The organism is Hungatella hathewayi WAL-18680 (assembly GCF_000235505.1).
Lineage (GTDB): Bacteria > Bacillota > Clostridia > Lachnospirales > Lachnospiraceae > Hungatella_A > Hungatella_A hathewayi_A.
In genome coordinates, this window is sequence record NZ_JH379027.1 from 833,479 (window position 1) to 855,613 (window position 22,135).

Annotated in this window: 20 protein-coding genes; 19 read left to right on the forward strand and 1 reads right to left on the reverse strand. The window is 40.0% G+C overall.

Annotated elements, in window-relative coordinates:
• Nucleotides 1–12 precede the first annotated feature (12 nt).
• From HMPREF9473_RS03815 to HMPREF9473_RS03850, 9 genes are read left to right on the forward strand one after another with little or no spacing between them, the layout of a single operon-like run.
• Nucleotides 13–2,718, forward strand: a complete 2,706-nt coding sequence (locus HMPREF9473_RS03815; RefSeq protein ID WP_006778743.1) for an ATP-binding protein — start codon at nucleotides 13–15, stop codon at nucleotides 2,716–2,718.
• A gap of 18 nt (nucleotides 2,719–2,736) precedes the next feature.
• A complete protein-coding gene (locus tag HMPREF9473_RS03820) occupies nucleotides 2,737–3,474 on the forward strand; it encodes a hypothetical protein (RefSeq protein ID WP_006778744.1) in 738 nt (245 codons plus the stop codon).
• Nucleotides 3,475–3,476: 2 nt separating this feature from the next.
• Entirely contained in the window at nucleotides 3,477–3,770 is a 294-nt protein-coding gene (locus HMPREF9473_RS03825; protein ID WP_006778745.1) for a hypothetical protein, read from the forward strand.
• A gap of 15 nt (nucleotides 3,771–3,785) precedes the next feature.
• Nucleotides 3,786–5,540 carry a hypothetical protein gene (locus HMPREF9473_RS03830; protein ID WP_006778746.1) on the forward strand — a complete coding sequence of 585 codons (1,755 nt, stop codon included), beginning with the start codon at nucleotides 3,786–3,788 and terminating at the stop codon, nucleotides 5,538–5,540.
• A 15-nt stretch (nucleotides 5,541–5,555) separates the two neighbouring features.
• Entirely contained in the window at nucleotides 5,556–7,160 is a 1,605-nt protein-coding gene (locus HMPREF9473_RS03835) for a hypothetical protein (RefSeq protein WP_006778747.1), read from the forward strand.
• A gap of 21 nt (nucleotides 7,161–7,181) precedes the next feature.
• Nucleotides 7,182–7,352 carry a hypothetical protein gene (locus HMPREF9473_RS27200; RefSeq protein WP_006778748.1) on the forward strand — a complete coding sequence of 57 codons (171 nt, stop codon included), beginning with the start codon at nucleotides 7,182–7,184 and terminating at the stop codon, nucleotides 7,350–7,352.
• Between the two features lies 1 nt (nucleotide 7,353).
• Entirely contained in the window at nucleotides 7,354–7,890 is a 537-nt protein-coding gene (locus HMPREF9473_RS03840; protein ID WP_006778749.1) for a hypothetical protein, read from the forward strand.
• The gene (locus tag HMPREF9473_RS03845) at nucleotides 7,883–9,358 is read left to right on the forward strand and encodes an AAA family ATPase (protein WP_207636780.1); all 1,476 of its coding nucleotides are present in this window, start codon (nucleotides 7,883–7,885) and stop codon (nucleotides 9,356–9,358) included. The genes HMPREF9473_RS03840 and HMPREF9473_RS03845 overlap by 8 nt, the downstream gene beginning before the upstream one ends.
• Nucleotides 9,355–11,079 (forward strand): hypothetical protein, encoded by a 1,725-nt coding sequence (locus tag HMPREF9473_RS03850; protein ID WP_138669869.1) that lies wholly within the window; start codon nucleotides 9,355–9,357, stop codon nucleotides 11,077–11,079. Before HMPREF9473_RS03845 ends, HMPREF9473_RS03850 begins: the two co-directional genes overlap by 4 nt.
• A 79-nt stretch (nucleotides 11,080–11,158) precedes the next feature.
• Here the strand turns inward: HMPREF9473_RS03850 and HMPREF9473_RS25950 are convergent, their stop codons facing one another.
• Entirely contained in the window at nucleotides 11,159–11,722 is a 564-nt protein-coding gene (locus HMPREF9473_RS25950) for a hypothetical protein (protein WP_006778752.1), read from the reverse strand.
• 307 nt (nucleotides 11,723–12,029) lie between these two features.
• Between HMPREF9473_RS25950 and HMPREF9473_RS03860 the strand changes: the two genes are divergently transcribed.
• From HMPREF9473_RS03860 to HMPREF9473_RS03905, 10 genes are all read left to right on the forward strand, one after another.
• A complete protein-coding gene (locus HMPREF9473_RS03860; RefSeq protein ID WP_006778753.1) occupies nucleotides 12,030–12,884 on the forward strand; it encodes a macro domain-containing protein in 855 nt (284 codons plus the stop codon).
• A gap of 20 nt (nucleotides 12,885–12,904) precedes the next feature.
• The gene (locus tag HMPREF9473_RS03865; RefSeq protein ID WP_006778754.1) at nucleotides 12,905–13,837 is read left to right on the forward strand and encodes a bacteriophage abortive infection AbiH family protein; all 933 of its coding nucleotides are present in this window, start codon (nucleotides 12,905–12,907) and stop codon (nucleotides 13,835–13,837) included.
• Between the two features lie 35 nt (nucleotides 13,838–13,872).
• Entirely contained in the window at nucleotides 13,873–14,868 is a 996-nt protein-coding gene (locus HMPREF9473_RS03870) for a toll/interleukin-1 receptor domain-containing protein (RefSeq protein ID WP_006778755.1), read from the forward strand.
• A gap of 143 nt (nucleotides 14,869–15,011) precedes the next feature.
• Nucleotides 15,012–15,878, forward strand: a complete 867-nt coding sequence (locus HMPREF9473_RS03875; RefSeq protein WP_006778756.1) for a hypothetical protein — start codon at nucleotides 15,012–15,014, stop codon at nucleotides 15,876–15,878.
• Between the two features lie 99 nt (nucleotides 15,879–15,977).
• Complete coding sequence (locus HMPREF9473_RS03880) at nucleotides 15,978–16,523, forward strand: STAS-like domain-containing protein (protein WP_006778757.1); 546 nt, start codon at nucleotides 15,978–15,980, stop codon at nucleotides 16,521–16,523.
• A 103-nt stretch (nucleotides 16,524–16,626) separates the two neighbouring features.
• Entirely contained in the window at nucleotides 16,627–17,661 is a 1,035-nt protein-coding gene (locus tag HMPREF9473_RS03885) for a hypothetical protein (protein ID WP_006778758.1), read from the forward strand.
• Between the two features lie 14 nt (nucleotides 17,662–17,675).
• Nucleotides 17,676–18,680, forward strand: a complete 1,005-nt coding sequence (locus tag HMPREF9473_RS03890) for a hypothetical protein (protein WP_006778759.1) — start codon at nucleotides 17,676–17,678, stop codon at nucleotides 18,678–18,680.
• A 253-nt stretch (nucleotides 18,681–18,933) separates the two neighbouring features.
• Nucleotides 18,934–19,491, forward strand: a complete 558-nt coding sequence (locus HMPREF9473_RS03895) for an ImmA/IrrE family metallo-endopeptidase (RefSeq protein ID WP_006778760.1) — start codon at nucleotides 18,934–18,936, stop codon at nucleotides 19,489–19,491.
• Complete coding sequence (locus HMPREF9473_RS03900) at nucleotides 19,481–21,259, forward strand: SIR2 family protein (RefSeq protein ID WP_006778761.1); 1,779 nt, start codon at nucleotides 19,481–19,483, stop codon at nucleotides 21,257–21,259. Before HMPREF9473_RS03895 ends, HMPREF9473_RS03900 begins: the two co-directional genes overlap by 11 nt.
• Nucleotides 21,260–21,269: 10 nt before the next feature.
• On the forward strand, nucleotides 21,270–22,112 hold the full coding sequence (locus tag HMPREF9473_RS03905) for a macro domain-containing protein (RefSeq protein ID WP_006778762.1): 843 nt from the start codon (nucleotides 21,270–21,272) through the stop codon (nucleotides 22,110–22,112).
• Nucleotides 22,113–22,135: the final 23 nt, after the last annotated feature.

Genomic DNA, 22,135 nt, shown 5'->3' on the forward strand with positions numbered 1-22,135 from the left:
GGAGGGCTGATAGTGGATAATATTGTAACTTTGGGAAATGGGATGTTTGTTGGATGCAGGGTGGCGGAAGTTACGGCAATTCCTTATTTTGAACTAATTAACAAGAATTTGGAGCGTGCCAATGAAGAAAATCAACTTTTCTTTACTCAGGTTTTAAATAGCTTTCATAGAAAAAGCCGGGATGGAATGTCTTCACTGGACTTAATGTTTTCCTCTGTTGAAGTAAATAATCAAACATACAATGCTCAGCTTAAGATGCATTTAATTCTCAGACAGATGGGAACGTCTGTATCAGAGATAGAAATGCAATTGGATGCGCTTGAAAACAGCTTGAAAAACGATTTTACAGATAAGTTCTTTGAAATGGACTTTTTTCATGATAAGGAAGAAATGTTGAATTTTGAAGAACATTTAAAACAAATTAATGTTAGTACGGTGACAAGTATTGCTAAAAAGGAAGATGCTACAGTCAGCATGTTGACGCAGGAAGGATATATTTATCACACGTACATACCGACGCCGGCAGAAAATTGTAATACTTCTGCAATTACTAATGTATTAACTCAATACCCACAGAGTGCAGTCTTACTGCAGATTATACCAACGCGATATAATCAATCTGAAGTGATGGGGATTGAGCAGATTAGTAAGCTGTTGCAATATTATGCTGCCAATATGATGAGACAGATGATGAGGCCGGATCGTATTTCGCAGAATCTTATGCAGGCTTATCAGACTTATTTAGAAGAAGAAAAAGAATCCCTGTTTTATTTTAATTTTTTAGTATGCTCCTCTAAATATTGTGCATTTGATATTTCCAATAAATTAGTGGATGCGTTGGAAGATTCCAGTAAGATTAATGGCAGCAGTTATGAGGCAGTCAGCCTTCCGTTAAATCATATAGACCTTGCCGGGCTTTATCCAGTCTTGCCGTGGCAAATTAGCAATATTTTAATTTTTGGTGAGAGAAATCCTGTTATCTGGAATCTGCCGAGGAAACCTGAAATATTTATCAGATTTAAACAGTTGATTTCTACACGGGAGTTGAGAGCAGTTTTCAAGATTCCAATAGATGATGGTAAAACTATCGGGATTGCAAGTAAAAAGGTTTTGATTAATAGAGATAAGTTAAACGATAGTATTATTGCACCCGATAATTTTAAGGTCGGGATTATTAAAAATGCAGCAAGAAACGGATTTTATGACGGAGCACATGCTGGAATTCCTTTAAATCAATTTACAAAACACGGTCTGATTGTGGGGATGCCCGGGTCAGGTAAAACAAATTTTTCATTGGGACTTCTTTTGCAGTTCTATCAGGATTTTGGTATTCCATTTCTGGCAATTGAACCAACAAAAACGGAATACAGGTCATTGATTGACGCTATTCCGGAAATGCAGATTTTTACTCCAGGTAAAAATGATGTTTCACCGTTTGTGATAAATCCATTCAGACCTCCCAAAGGTGTGACAGTGGAAAGTTATACACCGAGTCTTGCTGCTGCGTTTAAAGCATCATTTTCTATGCCGAATCCGTTGCCAGATATTTTTCTGAGTGCAATTAATGACTGTTATACGGAGTATGGGTGGAAAAAGAATAGTACATTGGATGACCCGGATATTGAATTGTTTGGTATGTACGAGTTTATCAAGGTATTTAAGAAAAATATTGAACATTCAAATTATAAAGGAGAAACAAGAGCAAATATTGAAAGTGCAGGCATTGTACGATTGGTTAGTCTGATTGAACAAAACAGCAATATTTATGATACGGTTCATACGATACCGATTGAAGATTTACTGAGAAATCCTACGGTGGTCGAGTTGAATGCTATTAACAATAAAGAACAGAAGTCCTTGATTATGGCATTGCTTCTTATTTTGTTCTGTGTTTATACGAAAAACAATGTATCTGGAGATGGAAAGTTAAAGAATATATTGTTGATTGATGAAGCTCATGTGCTGTTGGGAAAAGGCAGAGGGATAACTGTAGACGGTGCTGATTCACAGGGGTCAACTGTGGAGACGCTGGAAGATTTGATTAAAGAAATTCGGGCTTATGGTACCGGCATTATCGTTGCAGATCAATCACCTACTTCTGTTGGTAGAGAAATTGTAGCGAATACGGATGTGAAGGTTATATTTAAGCTGATTGAAAAAGATAACAAAGATATTGTAAGTATGGCTACTAATATGAGTGATTTGAATTATGAGCTGCTGGGACGCCTTGGGGTAGGTGAAGCACTGCTTCATTATGGAAAATTGGATAATCACTTGCAGATCAATACTTATAATGTTCATGAGAAAGCAGATATTAGAGATGTAATCCTGGATCAGGAAATTAAAGCTGCGGTTCATTATTGGGATAATCATAAGGAATTGTTGATGGCGCATCGGGAATGTAGTGGAAATTGCTTTTGTGAAAATGAATGTGATTTAACTGTGCGGACGAATGCAGATTTTGTGGCAACAAAATTAATTAATGAGAAGTTATATAAGTTAGATACGAAAGAGGAATTCCTGAAGTTTTTGGTGACAATGAATTCGGATATAAAAAATATTGTTGATCATTTTGGGACGATTACGTTAACAAAAAAGCTTGTAAACTGTACGAAGATTAAATTTTTGAGAAAAGCAATGATTAAAAAGGATTTTGGAGTTTCAAAAGAGGACTATGACAGAATCTTGAGACATCCGAATTTTTTACTACAAAAATAGATGTAGGGGGAAATGAGAATGGAAATGCTGGAAGGGGCTGACGTAGAAGTATTAGAAGATATAGAGATTATAGATGAAAATCCAGAAATATTTGACGAGGATTATGTGGACAATGTAATGGATTCTGTTACCACAGAGACTTTGGAATTTGAGGAGGAATTGGATAATAACGTAGCAGAAGCATCGGAAATTGTGGAAATGCCAGATATTGATTACAATCAAGTCTATGCCGAGATTGAGGAAGAACTTAATCAATTTGACTTTGATGATTTAGATATTTTTAAAAATGAAGAGCATTTAAATGATTTATTGGATGGTTTTGCTCAGTCAAAGTGGGAGCGTATGGACACTTTGGAGCGAAAAGAGGTTATGGATAATTTGGCAGATTATGTTGCTGAGGCGGTGGGGATAGAACATACACCAGATATCTCATTTTATTATAATCCAGAAAATGGTGACTACGGGGAATATAATGAGCTGGATAATAAAATAAAAATTAACGAGTATTGTTTGGATGATTCTAATGAGGCACTGGATACGGTGGTACATGAACTATGGCATTCTTATCAAAGACAGCGTGCCAGTAATCCCCAGACAGCGAAAGATTATCAATATCAGTATAATTTTGATCATTATATTGAACCTCTCAAGGGGCCAGATGGAAACTATGTGAATATAATCAATTATGAGGAGCAATTGGTTGAAGTAGAGGCAAGAGCTTTTGCAGCACATTTTAGGGAAAAGATGAGGACATAACCGTGGAAATAATAAAACAATATCTTGAAAAAGCCGGAGTGACGGGATTTTTATTGGAAAAAAAATTAAAGTCTTTTAAAGAGCATGATGATATTGGAAATGAATTTAGCGATTGGATTCTTAATGGTGAATACGCTGTGGAACGTGAGGTAAGGGTGGAAGGTTATTCCGCTAAAGATTTGGCTGGTATGTCAAAGTATTTAAATGGCGAAGGAGCATTTTCTTTGCTGATTCTCTTGAGAGAGAATCCTCAAAAAGGATTAAGATTGATTAGAGAAGGATTTAAATTAAAGTAAAAGGGGGCGAAGAGGATGACGGAAGAGGAAGCAAAAGCCGAACGCGAGGAAGCGGAACGACTAATCGCGCAGATCAATCACTTGAAGGGACAGATTGAAAGAGCGCTTATTGAGAATAGGAACCTTCAGAATGAACTGGTTACACTGGTAGAGAATGTGTATGAATTGGCTCAAAGAACTGCGGCTATGGATGTCGAAGTGAATCAGTCCATGGCCTATGTGCAAAAAAGAGTGAAAGAAGTGGATATCAGTACTTCGGAGTTGTTTGCATTAATTGATGATTTGACAAATTCTTATTTTGCATTTAAGAATTTAAGTACGGCAACAAAAAATGTAACCCAGTTTACGGATGAATATTTTACTAAATTTAAGTTCTATCATGAACTTCGCCGGATTTCATTGGGATATGTGGTTGGTTTGGATGCACATATATGTTCAGATGAGACGATGCGTAAAAAAGTTGAGAGTATTTATTTACAGAATACGGAATATTGGCTTGCTTATGCGAGTATGGCAGTTATGCTCTGGGCAAATAACGAGGAAGAGGCAGCCAAAAGGGCGATGACCAAAGCACTGTCTAAAGATTATTTTTCAAGTGCATTATATTTTCTGCTGGTTAATTTGCGTTTTACAAGAGTGGATGCGGCTAAAAAATGGTATCTGTGTTATCTTGACCGAGTGGATATGGAGAATCTTGGTGATGAGTGGCAGTATTTACTGCAGGCTTACTTATCAGGCGTGTTTGGGGTTGATAAAGAGTTTCATCACTTGATTCATCAATGTTTCACGGATTTACTAACTCAGATGGAAAGTATGCATCCGCAGTATGGAAATCGGGTTATAGATAAAACAATGGTTTATTCCAATTCCTATATTCATGTAACAGATTATGAATTTGAGACATTGAGACGTCATTGTACAGAGTATGAAGAATTGAAAAACCTTTTATCACAGGCTGAAAAAAATGAGGTGTTGGCAATGCATTTTCGTAAGGTTTGGGAGGATAGAACCAAGCCAGAAAGTGATTTGTTCCAGAGAATAGAGAATATACTTTATAATTTAATTAATGCCTATGATAAAGAAGAATTTAAAGTAATTAAAAATAGAAGATATAATGAGATGATAATCACTGCAAAGGGCGATTTGAACAGAGCACAACAATTTTTTAATATAGAATATCCGGTAGAGAAGATGACAAGGTCTTTGGATAATTTGTTGTTTCAATGGGCTTTTGAGGAAAATGATGACAGGGTAGATATCAGTGTGAAGAAATTTGCTATTTCCTATCTCAAAAAATGGATTATAAAAGGTTTCATGCAATATGGGGAAACGTATCGAAGAGAAGAGAAGGAAAAATATGAAATTTCTATTGATGGATGGCTAGGAGCCTGCGATGAGAATTCTTATGAAGACACGAAGAATGAATTAGAGAACTATTATAATAATAATCGGATTCTTGATACCCTGAAAGACAAATTTGTATTAATTTTTATTGGTATGATATTTTCTGCGCTGGTCGTTTTAGCGATTACGATGTTTCATTTTAATAAAATACCATTGGTAATAGGTATTCTTCTGGGTGTGGTTGGTGGTTTTCTACTGTGGCGAAGAATTGTTGACATGCAGAGTATATTAAGAGCGAAACGGGAAAATGGCTGTTTACTGTTGAAAACAGCATTGGACGAGCTTAAAGAGTGGAGAAAATTATATAAGGCTGAAGATGCTAAAAATTCGGATTTAGTACAAGTATTTGAAAATATAGAAAGTTAATGGAGGCGAAAGAGCATGGCAAATTCATCTTATAGTGCGGTCAATAATTTGAATGAGACGATTGGGTCATTTAAGTCCAAAGTGGATGTGAAGATTGATTCGGTCAATACTTCAACGGCCAGTATTCAGGCGACGACTGACAAGATATATGATAGTATCAGTAAATTTAAGCAGGACATGATTCAAAATGAGCAAAAGCAGCTCGCCCATGAAAATATATTGAGAATTGACCAGGTATTAAAAGAGCAGTTTGGAGATCATGAGGCAATACGAAAAACCGTGATTGGAGTCGTTAAAGATTTTGATATCAATCTGGTTCGAAACAGTACAATTCAGGAGATATCGGAAGAATTGTGGATTACCAGCTCCAGATACTGGTTATCTTATGCATTGATGGCAGTGACGGCATGGATTAATGATTACAAAGAAGTGGGTAACAACGCGCTGGCAGAATGTGTTCGGAGGGATCCGGTTAAGGCATCGTTATTCTTTTGTCTTTTAAATTTAAGATTTGGACGTAATGAAGCCTCCAGTCTATGGTTCTTTGAATACTTGAAGACATTAAATCCGGCTGTTATGCAGCAGGAATCGGCAATACTGCTTCAGGCATATTTAAATGGACTGTTTGGGACTGATAAAGAGCTGGAACATAATGTAAATCATGTAATTAAAAGCTGGATTACAGAATTGAATGCCCATCAGGATATTGCCGGTGAATTGGTACGAGCTTATCAGAAATACATACAATTGCTTCCAGCAGCAAAGGAATGTCATTATCAGACACTGCAAGATTATTGTGATACTTATGAAAATTTGAAACAATCCTATGCGAACGTGTCTAAATATGATAAACTCATTGCCTATATAGACTCTATGAATGTGGAGCTGGAGGAGCAGACAGAGGGAAACTATAAGGGGCGGGTTGATAGTATTTTGCTTAATCTCATATCCAATTATGATTCGGAAGAATTGGAACTGAAAAATCAGCAGGCATATTTTAATTTTATAATTGAAAATGATGGTTTGGTGGATGCAGCAGAGAAGCAATTTGAAGAATATCAGAATGTAAAGAGCGAAAGTTTTGATATTGGGAAACAAATGATTCAGTGGGCGGTGTATGATGATGTTGATCAGACGGATATTCATGTAAAGAAGTTTGGGCTTCAGAATACCAAAGAATGGTTTAAAGAAGCAGTAGAGAATTGGGCAATGATGCTTCAGGAAACTTTGCCACTGGATTTTCCTCTGCATATTGATACATGGTCGGGAGTGTCAAATGGAGAGGACCAGGTTTCTTTGGTGGAGAATATGAGGACCTATTACGACAATAATAAGTTTCAAATAATGTATGTGAATACGGTTAATATTGCGGCGATTATTGTTGTGATATTATCACTGGGGCTGGTTTTTGTGACGCCATACTCCTTGGCAGCGACAGTGATTGCATTGGGACTGCTGGTTTTTAGAATTATAAAAGCAAATAAAGAGTTTCCACAGAGAGTGAATCACTCAGTAGAGTGTTTAAATGCATGTATGATGGAACTGGCAGACTTTAAACAGTTCTATTCAGAGAATAAAGATAAAAAGGCGAAACTGTTAAGTGATGTGGAGTTTTTATAAAAAAACAAAGGAGAAAATGAGATGGAGAATGATAATAACATGGAGTTAGGTGACTTACTGGAACAGAGGATACAAGAGAATTTTGGTTCATCTGAAACAGGAACTTATGATGTTTCTGATGATAGATTGCGGGAAATGAATAAAAAACTGCCGTCATGGAGTTTGGAACCTCCATTCAGTTATTTAAAATAATATGAAGCAAGTTGAAAATATTACATATGAAGAATGGGTGGCTTTGGTTAGACGTGCGGGCTTGGATGGACTGACTGGTGAAGTGTTTGAAGCGCTGCAGGTTTATTATCCTTTGTCTTCCGGTTCTGCTTATGAAAAAATGATTTATAACGAGATGGCTAAATTGGAAATGCAGCTATTGAAAAAGTCTATACATAGATTTCAAAATGCTATAAACTTATGTATGGAGGAAAATGATTTGGAGATTGCAAAGGCAGCCATCAATTCATTTCGGAAAAATATTGCTCAGTGCATGTTTTTTGTTGAGGTGGAGGCATTTCCTAAGGAATTGAGAGAGAAATTATCATCAGATATTTATGCAAATATTCTTCAGTTTCAAAAGGAAGTGGATTGTTTCTCAAAGAAAGCAATGAGTGAAAATTCCGGCAATTTTGTTCAGGACTTATGCTATCTTTTGAAAAAACATAATTTGGCCAAAATAGTGATGGAGCGTAAAAAGAATGCCCAATTATACACAAGTAAAGAGGGAATTGATTAATTACATATATGCAAGGACACCTCTTGTCATAATCAATACCATAGAACGTGAGCGTATTGAAAAGATGCTGTATGATATTGTGGAAGAAACACAAATTGATTTCCAGTATTATACAGATGCCAAACAGGTTAGAGTTCTTGGTTCAAAAGAAGATAGTGTAGATACAGATGAAGACCCGTTAGGCTATTTTATGATTCAATTAAAACGACAGAGAAGTCTGAATATTGTTTTAGGAGACGTGAGACGGATATCGGACGATAATGCGTATTCACGGGATTTGATGAATATATTGTATTTGGCAAGGGAAAATAACGGTGTGGTGATTATTATAACTCCGGACTATGCATGGAACAGGATATCAAATTTTGGTATGGTAATAACATTGGACATGCCTGATACTGCTGAAAGAATCTTACTAATTGAAAAGTTTATTCGTAAATATAGAAGTAGATTCCCGGTAGAATGGACTCAGGAAGATATTTCTCATGCGGCCGCTATTTTAAGGGGGTTTTCAGAGATTCAAATTGATAATATTCTTTCAGCCGAAATTATAGGAAAAGGGGGGCTGAAAAAGGATGAAATTTATCATATCGCTGCCCAAAAACAAAAATTGTATGTAGGTGTCAGTTCGGTTCAATACATACAATTAAATAAAAGATACCGTGTATCGGGGATGGGAAATTTAAAACAGTGGCTGGAGGAGAAAAAGCGAATTTTTTTTCTTCCGGAACAAACTCTGCAGGAGTATGATTTGATGCCGCCGAAGGGAATTCTGCTTGTGGGAGTACCGGGGTGTGGTAAATCTCTTGCTGCGAAAATGGTGGCCCAGGAATGGGAACTACCGTTGTTTCGGTTTGATATCGGAGCTATTTTTGACAAATGGGTCGGTGAAAGTGAAAAAAAGATGAGGGAAGCCTTGCAATTTATAGAAAATGTCTCACCGTGTGTTTTGTGGATTGATGAGATTGAGAAAGTGCTGGCCACATCGGATAATGGAAATGAAACAGGGAAAAGGGTCCTAGGAGAGTTTCTGTTTTGGATTCAGGAGTCAATAAATAAAGTGTTTATGGTGGCTACTGCAAATGATGTAAAAGCATTACCCTATGAATTGTATCGGAAAGGCAGATTTTCAGAGATATTTTATACAGGTTTACCAGATGATGAGGAACGAAGGGAAGCGCTGGTGCTGTATATGAAAACATCTCTAAAAGCGGAAGCTGAGGAAGAACTTTTAAAGGAACTTGTGGAAATTACGAAAGGCTATTCGTACTCGGATATTGAGACGGCAGTAAAAGAGGTAGCGCAGAAGGTGTTACTGAAAGGAAGAGACGCGGTAAGCAAGGCAGAACTAATCCATGCAGTCAATTCCATCATTCCTATTTCCCAAATCAATCCGGAATTAATTTGTGAGATTGACGAATGGGGAAAAGAACGGGCTGTTAATACTTCTGAGCATTATAGGGGGTGAAAGAATTGAGTAACTATGGCTTGAAGTCTCAAGTGAATGAATTGGAGTCACAATTGCGTGATATTGAACGTGAAAATAGTCAGCTGCGTTCAGAGATTAATTCAACGATAAGTAGTGTAAATCAGGCAGAAAGGACTTTGTCAGATTACAATCAGCAAATCCGAAATACACTGGATTATGCAAGAGGGACGATTGATCATTCCATAAATCGGGCGTTAGATGCATATGAACTTCAGGGGCAGATTGACCAACTATATTCGCAGTATAAGTGTGTGGAATTGGCAAATAAAAAAATTCGTGCATTGAATAATAAAAAGTATTATGATTTTAATAATTATAGGACGGTTAGGAAAGTTGTTCAGGGCATGATGGATAACCTTGATATTCATATGATAAGTGATGCCACGATTTATAAGTCAATCGAGAGACAACATTTATTAACGCCGGATTTTTGGCTGACAAGTGCTTTAATTAGCATTATGGCTTGGAAAAATGATGATAAAATGCTGGCTGATCGGGCGATACAGAGTGCATTTAAACTTGACAAGAAAAATAGCAGTATTTTTTATATGATATTTAATCTGCGGATGGAGCGGGATGAGGCGGCTGTCAAATGGTTTTTAGAATATCAAAAGTGTAATTTAAAGGGAAGCGATGAGAATACATTTTTGATGATGTTTTCGCTAATTAGTAAGACGCTTACAGATAGGGTGGATCAGGAGACGGTTATCATGATTCGTGATTTTATTCATCGCCTTATTTTGGACAGCGCAAAAAAGGAAGGATACAGTGAGGAGGATATTATTCAGTTTCTCCAGGATAAAATGCTGGCACTTATGAAAACAGAATCATATGAATTTCCTGTATTGGCTCAATACTGTAAGGATTATGGAAATATGGCCAGGATGCTGAATCTGGCAGGAAATAATTATAATATTTTGGAATTCATTTTAAAAATTGTGAATGTGCCGGTAGCCGAGAAAAATACATATTTGAAAGAGTATTTGAATGAACTGTTAAATAAGCCTAATGCTGTTGAAATAGAAACATATAATGAAATAGAATATAATGAACTGGTTATAAAACTTGGAGGAGATGTTGATACCGCTAAAGCAATGTTTGAGCAGGAACTCTCAAGACGGGAATCGGAACTAAATATTGTATCCAGTATGATTGGATGGATTTATGATTTTAGCAATGAAGATGTGAACGGGCAGATGCGCTTGAACATGTTTACTCTTGTCAGGACATTTCAGGAGAAAGCGGCCGAGGCATACTGGGAATCTTATAGAGCCATGGATCGAGAGTTTCATCCGGTTCAGATATTAGATTATGCGGTGAACATGAATTTTAAAGATGAGACGGGAGAAATTGTAAAAGTAGAGCAGTTCTATGAGGAGCAGAAGAATCAAGAACTGGCTGCCGTAAAAAACATGCCAGCTTATGTGGTCTTGGGGCTTGGTGTTGTATGTGGGGTTGCTGCATTTTTTGTTCATTTAATTTTGCTGGCTGGTTTGGGGATTGGTTTGTGTGCCGGTGTTGGTATACTGGTAGGTAATCGGTTTAAGAAGAAAAATATTGTTTTGAAAGTTCAGAAGCAGAAGGAAGTAGTGGCAGAGAGTGTTAGAAAACTCTTTGGTGAGTATGGTAGATTTAAAGAAGTTTATGAGGAGTTTGATGGTGTGGCAGAGCGGATTGGAGAGGAATTCGCGAAGCTATAATAAGTGTAGAAAAAGTAAAATTTAATAACTCCCCCTAATTCCTCCTCATGAGTGAGCGGAATTAGGGGGAGTTGAAATATTATTCATAATCATCATCATAGTAATCATCATCATAATATTCGTAATCATCTTCATCAGAAGAGTCATTTGAAAGATCATATTTAATACCAGGTTGAAGTGTATGTGGATTTTCTCTTACTGGAGGAACATCAGCATCAACCAGATCTTTTAAATTTTGAAAATATTCGGGAGAACACCAGCATAGGCCATTGTGATATTTCATATTTCCATTGGCGATACCGTCTAAAGTACTATTCAGATTGGCACCACATTGTACCCAGCCTTCTGCGGGCGCACCTACTGGCAGCCCGGTGGTTTGACTAATCGGATTGGCACAACTGCCATCATCCCGAAAACTATACCAGCCATCAGAGAATTGGAGCCAGCCAGTTTTCATATAACCGGTATTATCAAAATAATACCAGTAGTTATTAATTTTAGTCATAATTGCTGCCGGATAGGTTCCATCGTCGTTTTGAAACCACCAGCCAGTAGCGTCCTGTTTCCATTCACCAGCAAATACGTTCATGCTCATAGATATAATCATGGCAGTAGTAGTAATAAATAAACCTAATTTTCTCATATAAATAAACCTCCTTTTTAATCTATATAATTTTTTATACTTATTCATTTATAAATTCCACGGAAACATTGTCTGAAGGTGCATAAAAATATTATGCGTTCGCCAATAGTTATTGGGAATGTTTAATCTAATATAATATAGTATAACACTTTTAAGTTCTAAAATAAATGAGTAAACACGAAATTGTTTCATTTCAGTGTCGAATAATGTCGAACGATAGGGATTCGTTATTTACATTAAATATAGTATAATTATGTTTATACCAATCGAGATAACACCTAAGTTAGGATAAGGAAGAGGAATATCAATGAAACCAAAGATAATTATTAAAACAATCGTAGACTTATTTGCACCGGGCATGGCTGTTATAGGTACAATTTGGTCCGTTATGGAAATTCTAGAAAAGTATTATTCAGATACACCGTTTATAAACTTTTATCAAAATCATATCAGCTGTATGCTGATTCCGGGCATTCTTGCAGTGGTAATAAATGTTGTGTGTCTTTTAAACAATGAGCGGAAAGTATCATTTACAATCAAAGATGCAAAAATAACGATTGAGATTGGTGATATTCTGCGAAAGAGGGATGGAGTAATCGTTGTCGGTATTAATAACCAGTGGAATACGAATGGCGCACAGATTGGCAAATCGAGTATACATAAGGCATTACTGGACAAATATGGGCAGGATAGGCTTGATGCCGCTTTTGCTAAGGGCAAAACAGAAGCGGAACGGTTATTCTTTCAGGAAGAAATAGGCGGCAAAGAATATTTGTTTTTGCGAATGTCTGATCTGAACAATAACAATGCGGCAAGCACAACAATTGATCAAATGCAGAAGGCCTTGGATGAACTGTTTTATCATCAGGATTATTTAAGCATGTATGAGGGGCGTATCTATTTCCCTGTATTGGGAACGGGAGAGGGAGGAATCTGCCTAAACAGAGTAGAGACGATTGAATTTATGGTTAAGCGTTTTTGGAAATTTCAAAAGCAAATTAACAGGAACAGTATTGTAAAAATAAAAGAACTCCATATTGTAATTTATTGGAAGGATTTTAATAGGAAAGAGTGGAATCAAATCAAGCAGTGGGTAGATAAGATAGGACAGTATTGTATGGAATGCCAGATGTTTCAATCTGGTGAGGAAGTAGAGTGTTAATTTATAAAGGAGAAAAAAATATGAAAAGTTTATTTATTATCGGAAATGGGTTTGACCTGGACCATAAAATTGACAGCTCTTATGAGAACTTTAGGCGGTATTTAAAAAGAAGGTATCCAGATGCAAATGAAGATGAACTTATCATGCCTGAAGTTACGATGGGCCATCATGGAGAAGAGATCTACAATGACGATGAGGTTGTCAGTTTTCTTTTGAGAATCATTTCGGAAGCGGAAGGGGATGAATGGAAAGATGTGGAAAAATCCATAGGGTTGTTAGATTTCTCAGAATGCTTTGATTATTCTTTTTATGAGCTTGATGAAGATGGGGATATCGATTCGTGGAAACAGACTTATACAAATGAAGATATTGCGTCGAATCTTTTGCTGCCAGTCAGCAATATTACAAAATATTTTTCGGACTGGATTGACACAATTCAAATCAACGCATCTGTATTGCCCAAAAAAGATTTTAAACGGCTGATAAATCCGGATGAAGATTTGTTTCTTACTTTTAATTATACGGACACATTAGAAAAAATATATAATACGAAAATGGTATGTCATATCCACGGAAAACAAGGGGGAGAAATATTGTTTGGCCATGGGAACGTGGAGGATTATTATGAGAAAAATATGGATAGGTATATAGGTGCGGAAAATGTTTTGGATGAGATCCAGAATAATTTGAGGAAGGATACGGTGGGGGCATTGCAGCAGCACTTGAAATTTTTCAATAAGATAAAAGGGGAGGTTGATAAAGTATTTACATATGGGTTCTCTTTTTCGGAAGTAGATAGGATATATATCAGAGAAATCTGCAAGAGACTGCCAGATAACGCAGTGTGGTATTTAAATGATTATGATGATAGTGATAAGAGAGAACAGTTTGCCTCTATCCTCAGAAGTTTCGGGTTTCTAGGAGAGATTGCTGATTATCATATCCAAAACTAAATTGAGAAGAGTTCACAGTCAATGGAGAAAACAAAATGTATGAGTTGATTCACGGCAGTATATTCGATAAAAAATGCGATGTGATTATCGTACCATGCAATCATCTGGGAGGAATCACCCGCAGTGTAAGCGATGAGTTAAATAAATTTAATATACAAAATATACCCACGGTGAAGGAACCAGGGAGTGTTGTGTTTGAAAATTGTGTTGGGGACTTTGCATTTGCAACGGTTATCGGATTTGCGGCGTCTGTAAATAGTTTTACGGGCATGGGAACTCCTGAGTATCTCCACAGTATTTGCAATGATATCAGGCGGTACTGTAAGGAAAATCTGTTTACTCTCGTCAATATTCCCCTGCTGGGGGCCGGAAACGGTGGGTTAGGCAGAGAAGAGTCGTTTCAAATAATTAAAAAGGAGTTCGAGGACGACAAGACCATCTCCGTAAGAATATTTGTGCCTGCCGACAATGTTTATCAGAAACTTTTAGAGAAAGCAGGAGGCCGGCAGGAGATAAAGAATCCGCGGGTGTTTGTCAGTTATGCGGGCAAGAATCCTGAGAATAAGAAGTGGGTAAGGGAACTGGTCTGTAAATTGAGGAAAAATGGCGTTGATGCGCGAGTGGATATGTTTCATTTAAAGCCGGGACAAAGTCTGCCTCAATGGATGACAAATGAGATCATCATGGCCGACAAGGTGCTGCTGATTTGCGACAGATTTTATGTGGAAAGAGCCAACAGGGGGAGAGGCGGCGTGGGGTGGGAATCCATGATTATACAGGGAGACATGATGGCCGAGATGTATGATTCCCAGTCGGAGACATTGTCGAATAAATATATCTGTATTGTACACGAAAAGGATATGGCAGAAGGGATGCCGGTATATGCGAGAACCCGGCTGTCGATGCATTGGACAGATTGGGAGATTCCGGAGGAAGAATTCATGACGCTTTTGTACTGTTTGTTTGACTGTGAAACAGTGCCTGAATTATGTGAGATACCGTTAGAAATCAGGAAATTGAAAAATAGTTGATGTTGATTGGTTCTTTTGTCGAATCCTGTCGATGGAAATCGATTGTTGGCGTATCTATTTTTTGGTATATTATAATTAAACTGTGATAAGAGTTGGATAAAGAGGTTTCTTAGCAGACATTCAAACCTCCAAGGAGAATCAGTATGTCCAGACGCAGAACAATTACAATCAGTCCTGATATGTCAATTGAAGTCGCGGAAGATTATATTTTGAGGGAAATGCAGTCAATCCGGCTGGAGGATGCGGTTACGCTGGATATGAGCCGGATACGGACTGTGGATATTCAGAATATCCCGTTTTTAATTATTTTATCCTATCTGTCTTTTAAAAAGACCAATCAGTTTATCCGGCTGGTCAATGTCACGAAGGAATTGCAGAATGATTTGCGCAGAATTGGGTTTTGGAATCTGAAATATGTCAGCCATCGTGAATATCTGGACCGGCTGGGGGACAAAGGGAGCGGCGGTGGAAGCACGGTTCTTCCGATTACCGTGGTGGAAAATGATGCTCAGCTAAGCGATTTGTTTATCCGGCTTAGGCAGGAGCAGGCGGGGGATTTGACGCTGGAGCTTCGAGGAAAACTGGGCCGGATTTTGAATATGCTGGGCGAAAATTGTTTGGAGCATAGTGGCATGAAAAGGGAAGAATCTTTTTATGCGTTTATGGAGGAGAGCGAAGAGGAAGTAGTGATGATTGTTCTGGATATGGGGGAAGGATTTTACCACAGTCTGTCGAAAAAGTACAGAACCATTTCCAGTGACAAGGAGGCTGTTTCCAGGGTTCTGGAGGAAAATATCAGCTGCCGGGAGAATGGCGGCGGCAGTGGCTATTTTACGATAAAGCAGATTATCAATCAATACGCCGGGAGAATCATGATACGTTCGGGCGATGCCATCGTCCATTACCGCGCGGGGGCCATCGAGCACACGGAGGAGACGGTGGAGAAGATGATGGGATGCTGTGTGCTGGTGGAATTAAGGAAGGATGGCAAAAGGATGGAACTTTGGTAAAATGTGGTTGACAGTCCGTAACTATTTTTGTATACTGATGATAGGAGTTAACGAAAAACATGTGAAAGCATGCGCGCTCCTTTAGAAAGAGAGCAGATTATGGAGATAAGAATTAATCTGTATGAGCAGACCGGGAAGCTGGATGTGCTGACTGGGCGGGAAAAAGCGGAAATGCTTGTCAGTGCTTACAGGAACCGCATGAATTATGTGAAAAGCGGGGACAAAATTGTTTGTGATTTTGAAAATATAGTCACAGCGACGACATCATTTTTAAACCAGTTATTTTCAGATTTAAGGAAAATGACAGACGGGCCTCTGTTTGTGGAGCATATTGACAGTGCGGAGCTTCGGGAGGATTTGGAGGCGGCGCTTTTGTTCAGCAAGGCGGTCAAAGGAGATGTCTATTATCTGGTTTACCAGGATGGCCGGGACCTGGAGATTTTGGGTGAGGCGGACGCGGCCAGCGCTCATACGTTTGAACTGCTGAAGAAGCAAGAATTGTCGGCGCGGCAGCTGGCAGATATGGAAGATAAGAAGCTGACGGCGGCGAGTACGCAGTTGGCCCGCACCTATAAAGCTGGACTGGCTTTTCGCCGGGAGATTGTCAGCTGCGAAGGTAAGATGTACGTATATTATATTAAATAGTTGTGTGCTGTCGGTTGACAGCGCATAATTTTGGAACAGGAGTTCACGAAAAAAATGTGAAAACATGGGCGATAAAGTACGCGGGTAACAGGAGGCAATCATCGTGGGAAGAAAGGTATGCAAGCCACCGTTGGCGGAGTGTTGGCGGGGAGAAGGAAAACTGGAGAGAGAAATCATCCTGCTTTTTTCAAGCGACGACAGGAAGGACTTAAAGCAGGTGACGGGGATCAGTATGTGTCTGCAAGGGATTAACCGGAAGCTGGAGCAGCGCATCAATGAAATTAATACGGTCTGTAAACTAAATATGCCTTATGTTCATGCAAAGGTTTGCACAAAGGACAATTTTAATAAGCAGGATTTAAATCTGACGGATATTGAGGATGTGAATGCACCCAGAGTGATTGTGACGGTTAACCGGGAGGATTCTCTGACGGTGACGCCGGAGGAATTTGAACAGGGCGATATTTCCCATCTGCTTCAGATTGTCTTAAAAGGTGTGGAGGCGAAGAATGGGTGTACGTTTATCAACCATACCTATCTGGTCCGGCCGGAGGAACTGGAATGTATGATTCTGGATATTCTGGTTGATATTGCGGCGTTTCATTCCTGGGATATCATGGAGTGCGGGATGCGGGAACTGCCATACCGGAGGGGCATATCTGTAAAAAAGACAGAGTATGCTATTAGGGAGGGCTTGAGAAGCAGGTATACCAGGCTGGATGCCTCCGACCGGTATTTCTCTTTTGCATTTGCTTCTTATGATGAGCACGGAAAGTTTGATGGGAAGCGGTTTAATGAGATATGGGAAAGTTTTATGAATGGGGAACTGATGGGCGGTTTTAAAGAAAATTGTGAAGTCCCATCTTTATTAGAACAGCTTCAGTATTATTCCAAGAAAGGCAACATTTCCATAAAAAAGCTGCAGGCACAATTCGAGGAACTGCCTCCGGGAAGTTATCTCATAACGAAAATTGAGTCAGAACCGAAGAAGAATCCCCGGTTCCGCAAACAGATGATAACCTATTACGGCCTGTATGGCAGCTGGAAAAATGGAAAGATTAAGATTATTCCACTGGAGAACTACCATGAAGTAGTCCGCTGGTATCCGTATATATCGTTCTGGAAAGTCATAAAGTAATGGGAGGAAGCATTATGGCATATATAGCATTTATGGATTTACTCGGGACTAAAAATCTTATGTTGGATGACACGGAGGAGTACGGGAGAAATGTGAGGGATTTTAACAGAATTCTCCGTACCAGGGGCGGCAGAAATAGCAGGATTTATGCCTTCAGTGACTGTGCCTATCTGGAAAATGAAAATCTGATGGCCCTGCTTGACACTATGGACCAAATCAGGGACGGCCTCATGGTACTGGGACGTTTCTTCACTGCCGCGGTGTCGGAGGGAAGTCTGGAAGCGTCTGTTTTGAATCCGGAGGACAATGGGGAGGTCCATGGCTTTTCCTTCAGCGCGGGAGGAATCAGCAAGGTGTATGTGATGCAGAGTTCGATGAAAGGAATCGGTATCCAGATTGACAGGGATATCTATAAGAAACTGTGCAGGGAGAATGCGGAGCTGTCAAGACGCATTGTCTGCAACTATTATATCAGCAATCTGGAGCAGCTGCCGTCGGCGCCGCCGAAGCTGGAAGCATTTTACGATTTGCTGATGCTGCCGTCGGATGCGATTGAGAGCAATATGACCATCAATCTATATTTTTCCTATATTATTGGGAATTATATGAGAGCAAATATCCGCTCCCCCAGGTACGGCAGGTATTACCTTTCACCGGTGATTAACCTGTTGAATGCATTTACCTTCACGGAGGATGATTTCGAGCTTTCCTGTGACGGCAGTATTACATGTAAATATGATGCGGTGAATTACTTTTTCAGCGCTGATAAGAAAATCGGATATTTGTTGAAGCAGGCCATTGGGTTTGAGTACATCCCACTGGTATTGCTCAATCGAATTATCGATGATTTTGGTGGGAAAACGAATCAGATTATTTTTCATATCATTAAAAACATGATGGAGAATCCGATTATAAACAACTATATTTCAAATACTTCAAAAATTCCTGAAAATTTGTGCAGTAAGAAAAACAATATGCTGATTCAGGAGGAGTACTATAAGGTTTTGGTTGCGGACTAAAGTTGAGACCCTTTATCTTCGATGACGAGGATGTGAGGGCGTTTTTTGTATAGATTGTTGGAACAGGGCGTGTGGATGCCAGCGTTTGATAGGGCTGTCCGGGCGCCCTGTAGGTTGCGTGCAGGGATTGCGTGTCGAATTATGTCGATGGGAAGAGGTCGATTTTTGTGTAAATAAATAGTATAATTGAATTATATAGAGAAAATTTTTGGAGAATTTAAAAATAATTCGAACAATATCAGGAAGGAATAGGATGAAGGGTTATATCAAAATACATAAAATGCTGGAAACCCAGAATGTTCATGCGTTTGCCAGGGAGAAGCTGGCGGCATATGGGATGATGGGAGAGGTGATTGGAACACGGATATTTGATATTGTGGAGAAAGAGCGGAACGGGGAAATGGTTGTCGGGCTGAACCAGTCGCTGCCCTTGGAGAAACGGGTTATGGCGGCGGCTTATGGGCTGTTTTATTTATGGGCGGAGAGAGCTGGACATGACGCGCTTTTGGAGACGGCGGAGGATTCGAGTGAGAACAGGGAAGGGAGAACGGTGGCGGCTAAATTTGCTTCCGCCTTTCTGATAGATGAGAGCGTCCTGTTTCAGGAGATGAAAAGTCTGGGGATTGGGAAAAAACGGCTCGATGTGAAGGAGGTTATCCGGCTCGCCGATGCATTTGTCGTGCCGTATCGGGTTATGGTAAGGCGGTTATATGAGGTGCGTGGCTGCTCGCTGAGGGAGTACGAGAAATTGATGAAGTACAAGGATGAGCAGGTGGAAACACTGAGGAGACGGGTGAGCTATGGAAGGTAGATTGCTGACATTTCATCCTGAAAAAACGATAATTCTGGCGGGAGCGGGAATTTCCATGAAGGAGCCGGCCTTACTGCCTGGCGGGAGGGATTTGACGGAGTTCTGTCTGAAGATGGCAGTCGGGGAGGATGCGGCAAAGCGGATACAGGAGATTTGGAGTGAGGTCTCGAAGAGGGTGGCGGAAGACAGCGGATTTGTCTATCCGTTTATGAGGTTGGAGATTATTCTGGATAATGTGAACAAAATGGAGTGGATGATTGAGGGACCGAGACTGCTGGATGGGTTTATCCGGTTTTCAGAGCGGCCCGAAAATGTGAATCACAGGCTTCTTTACCGGCTGGCACAGAAAAAGAGTATTGTGCTGACTACGAATTTTGATACCTGTATTGAGAATTCGGGTGGGACGGAGAAGCGGCTGGAGTATCGGCATGGATGCAGCTTCGTGGCGGCGGAGGATGGAACAGGGGTATATCATCTGCACGGTGTTGCTGCACGGACGGAGGACCTGCACTACACACTGGGGGCAACGCTGGAAAATATCAAGGATGGGATAGACCCATTGCTGAGAAGGTATCTTCTGGACAAGCTGGAGCAGTCTTACGATGTGATATTTGTCGGTTACAGTGGAAGTGATTTTTTTGATATATTGCCGTTTTTTGAGAGTTTGAATTTGGAAAGTGAATCGAGAGCCGTTTTCTTTTTGCATGGAACATCGGATGAGAGAGAACGGGAGCGAGTGAAGCGGTATATCAGGGGATTTAAGCATCGATACATACTTTGTGGAGATACAACGGAGTTTTTGGCTGGGATTTGTCCGGATGGTGAGTGGGATGAGAGCGAGGAATGTGGGGGAATAGAGAAAGCAGGAGGCAGCGAGAGGGATGACTGGAAGAAAGCATTTCAAAGAATAATAGATTCCAGAAATGCGCAGCAACAGGCAGTTATCCGGGGACAGCATCTGATACGTTTGACGAACCAGATTGGAATTCGGCTGGATATGGTTGATGATTCATGGCTGGATACGCTGCAATGTGTAACGGGATTTTTGAAGACTCAGAATCTGGAACAGCTATTTGGCAGCAGGCCGGATATGTCGGCTACGATTCTGGCGGACCTGGAAAGTACGGTTGAAGTCATGGAAGCGCTGTATCCGAAGGAAATGTCTGTCATCGGGCGTGAGGCCAATGGGCTTTGGGATGAGGTTATGAGGATAAGAAAAAATATGATAAGTCCTAGTGTGGCCGCGGGTTCCATGACGATTGAGAGATTATTTCAGATTGTCGAGATGGGGGAGGCCTCGCCCTATAATTTTAACAGTGCTACGGTTTATGCGATGAATCGTTTTGCAAAGGCCAGTATAAGACAGTGGTTATATGATGAAAATGACGTCGAGAATAATCAAAGACTGGACAGGCTGGAGAGAGGACTGCGGATTATGCTGGGAATGCCTTATCACAAATATATGTATATGAGTTATTATGTCACTCTTTTGAAGCTGGACAGTCTGATATTGGCAATTCGGAGGCCGGATGAGGATAATTTTGAAAATGAGCGCCGGATGTTTGAACTTGTTTTGGAAATCAGTAATATTGGGGAGTTACTTAAGGTGTATTTAAACTGTTTTAGAAAAAACAGATTGCTGTATCAAATCAAGGGTGAAGAGCGATATTTTTTGCAGGCGGAGGCATTTTACGGAATATCTGAGGGGATAGCGCAGATAGCAGGGATGAAAATCGATTCCAGAGAAAATATTATGGGGATAGATTAGAGGAGCGGTTATGAGTGGGAAGAAAGTACGGAAGATACTGGGAGCGTTATGGAAGGCGGGCGGAACCACGATTGGTACGATTTGGTCGATCATGGAGATTGTGAGCTGGTATTTTCCGAAATGGAAAGTAGTGGAGTTTTATCAGAATCATGTCGGTACCATAATTTTTCCGGCCGTTGCCGTGATGCTTTGCAGAGGCTGGCTGCTATGGAAGGAAGAGCATGTGATTACATTTTCAATAAAGGGAGGGAAGGTTAGGATTCGGACGGGCGATATTCTGCGGATGAAACATGGATTGACCGTAGTTGGGATTAACCGCCAGTTAAATACGGCCCAGGAGCAGATCGGAGAGCGGAGTATCCACCGGGCAGTGCTTGATAAATATGGGCAGAAGGCGCTTGATTTGGCCTTTGAGAATGGGAGAAGGCAGATTGAGGCAGGACGGCAGTTTTTTCAGGAGAAATTGGACGGGCGGGAGTTTTTGTTTCTGTGCATGTCTGATTTGAATGAAAATGCGGCGGCCAGCACAACGATGGATTTGATGAGGAATGCGTTGGATGATTTGTTTTTCCACCAAAATGTGCTGAGAGTACCGGAAGGACGCATCTATATCCCGATACTGGGGACAGGGGAAGGTGGGTTTTGCTTAAATAAGCTGGATACGATTAAATTTATCGTGGAGCGGTTTGGAAGTTTTCAGAGGCAGGTAGATGAAAACAGTACGGTGAAGATTAAGGAACTGTGTGTGGTGATTTACCGGAAGGATAATCATGAGATAGATTGGGGGAATTTGAGAGAGTGGGCTGGACAGATGGGGCAGTATTGTATGGAGTGTCCGAAGTTTGGGGAGTGAGATGGCAGGAGAGTGGCTGAGAT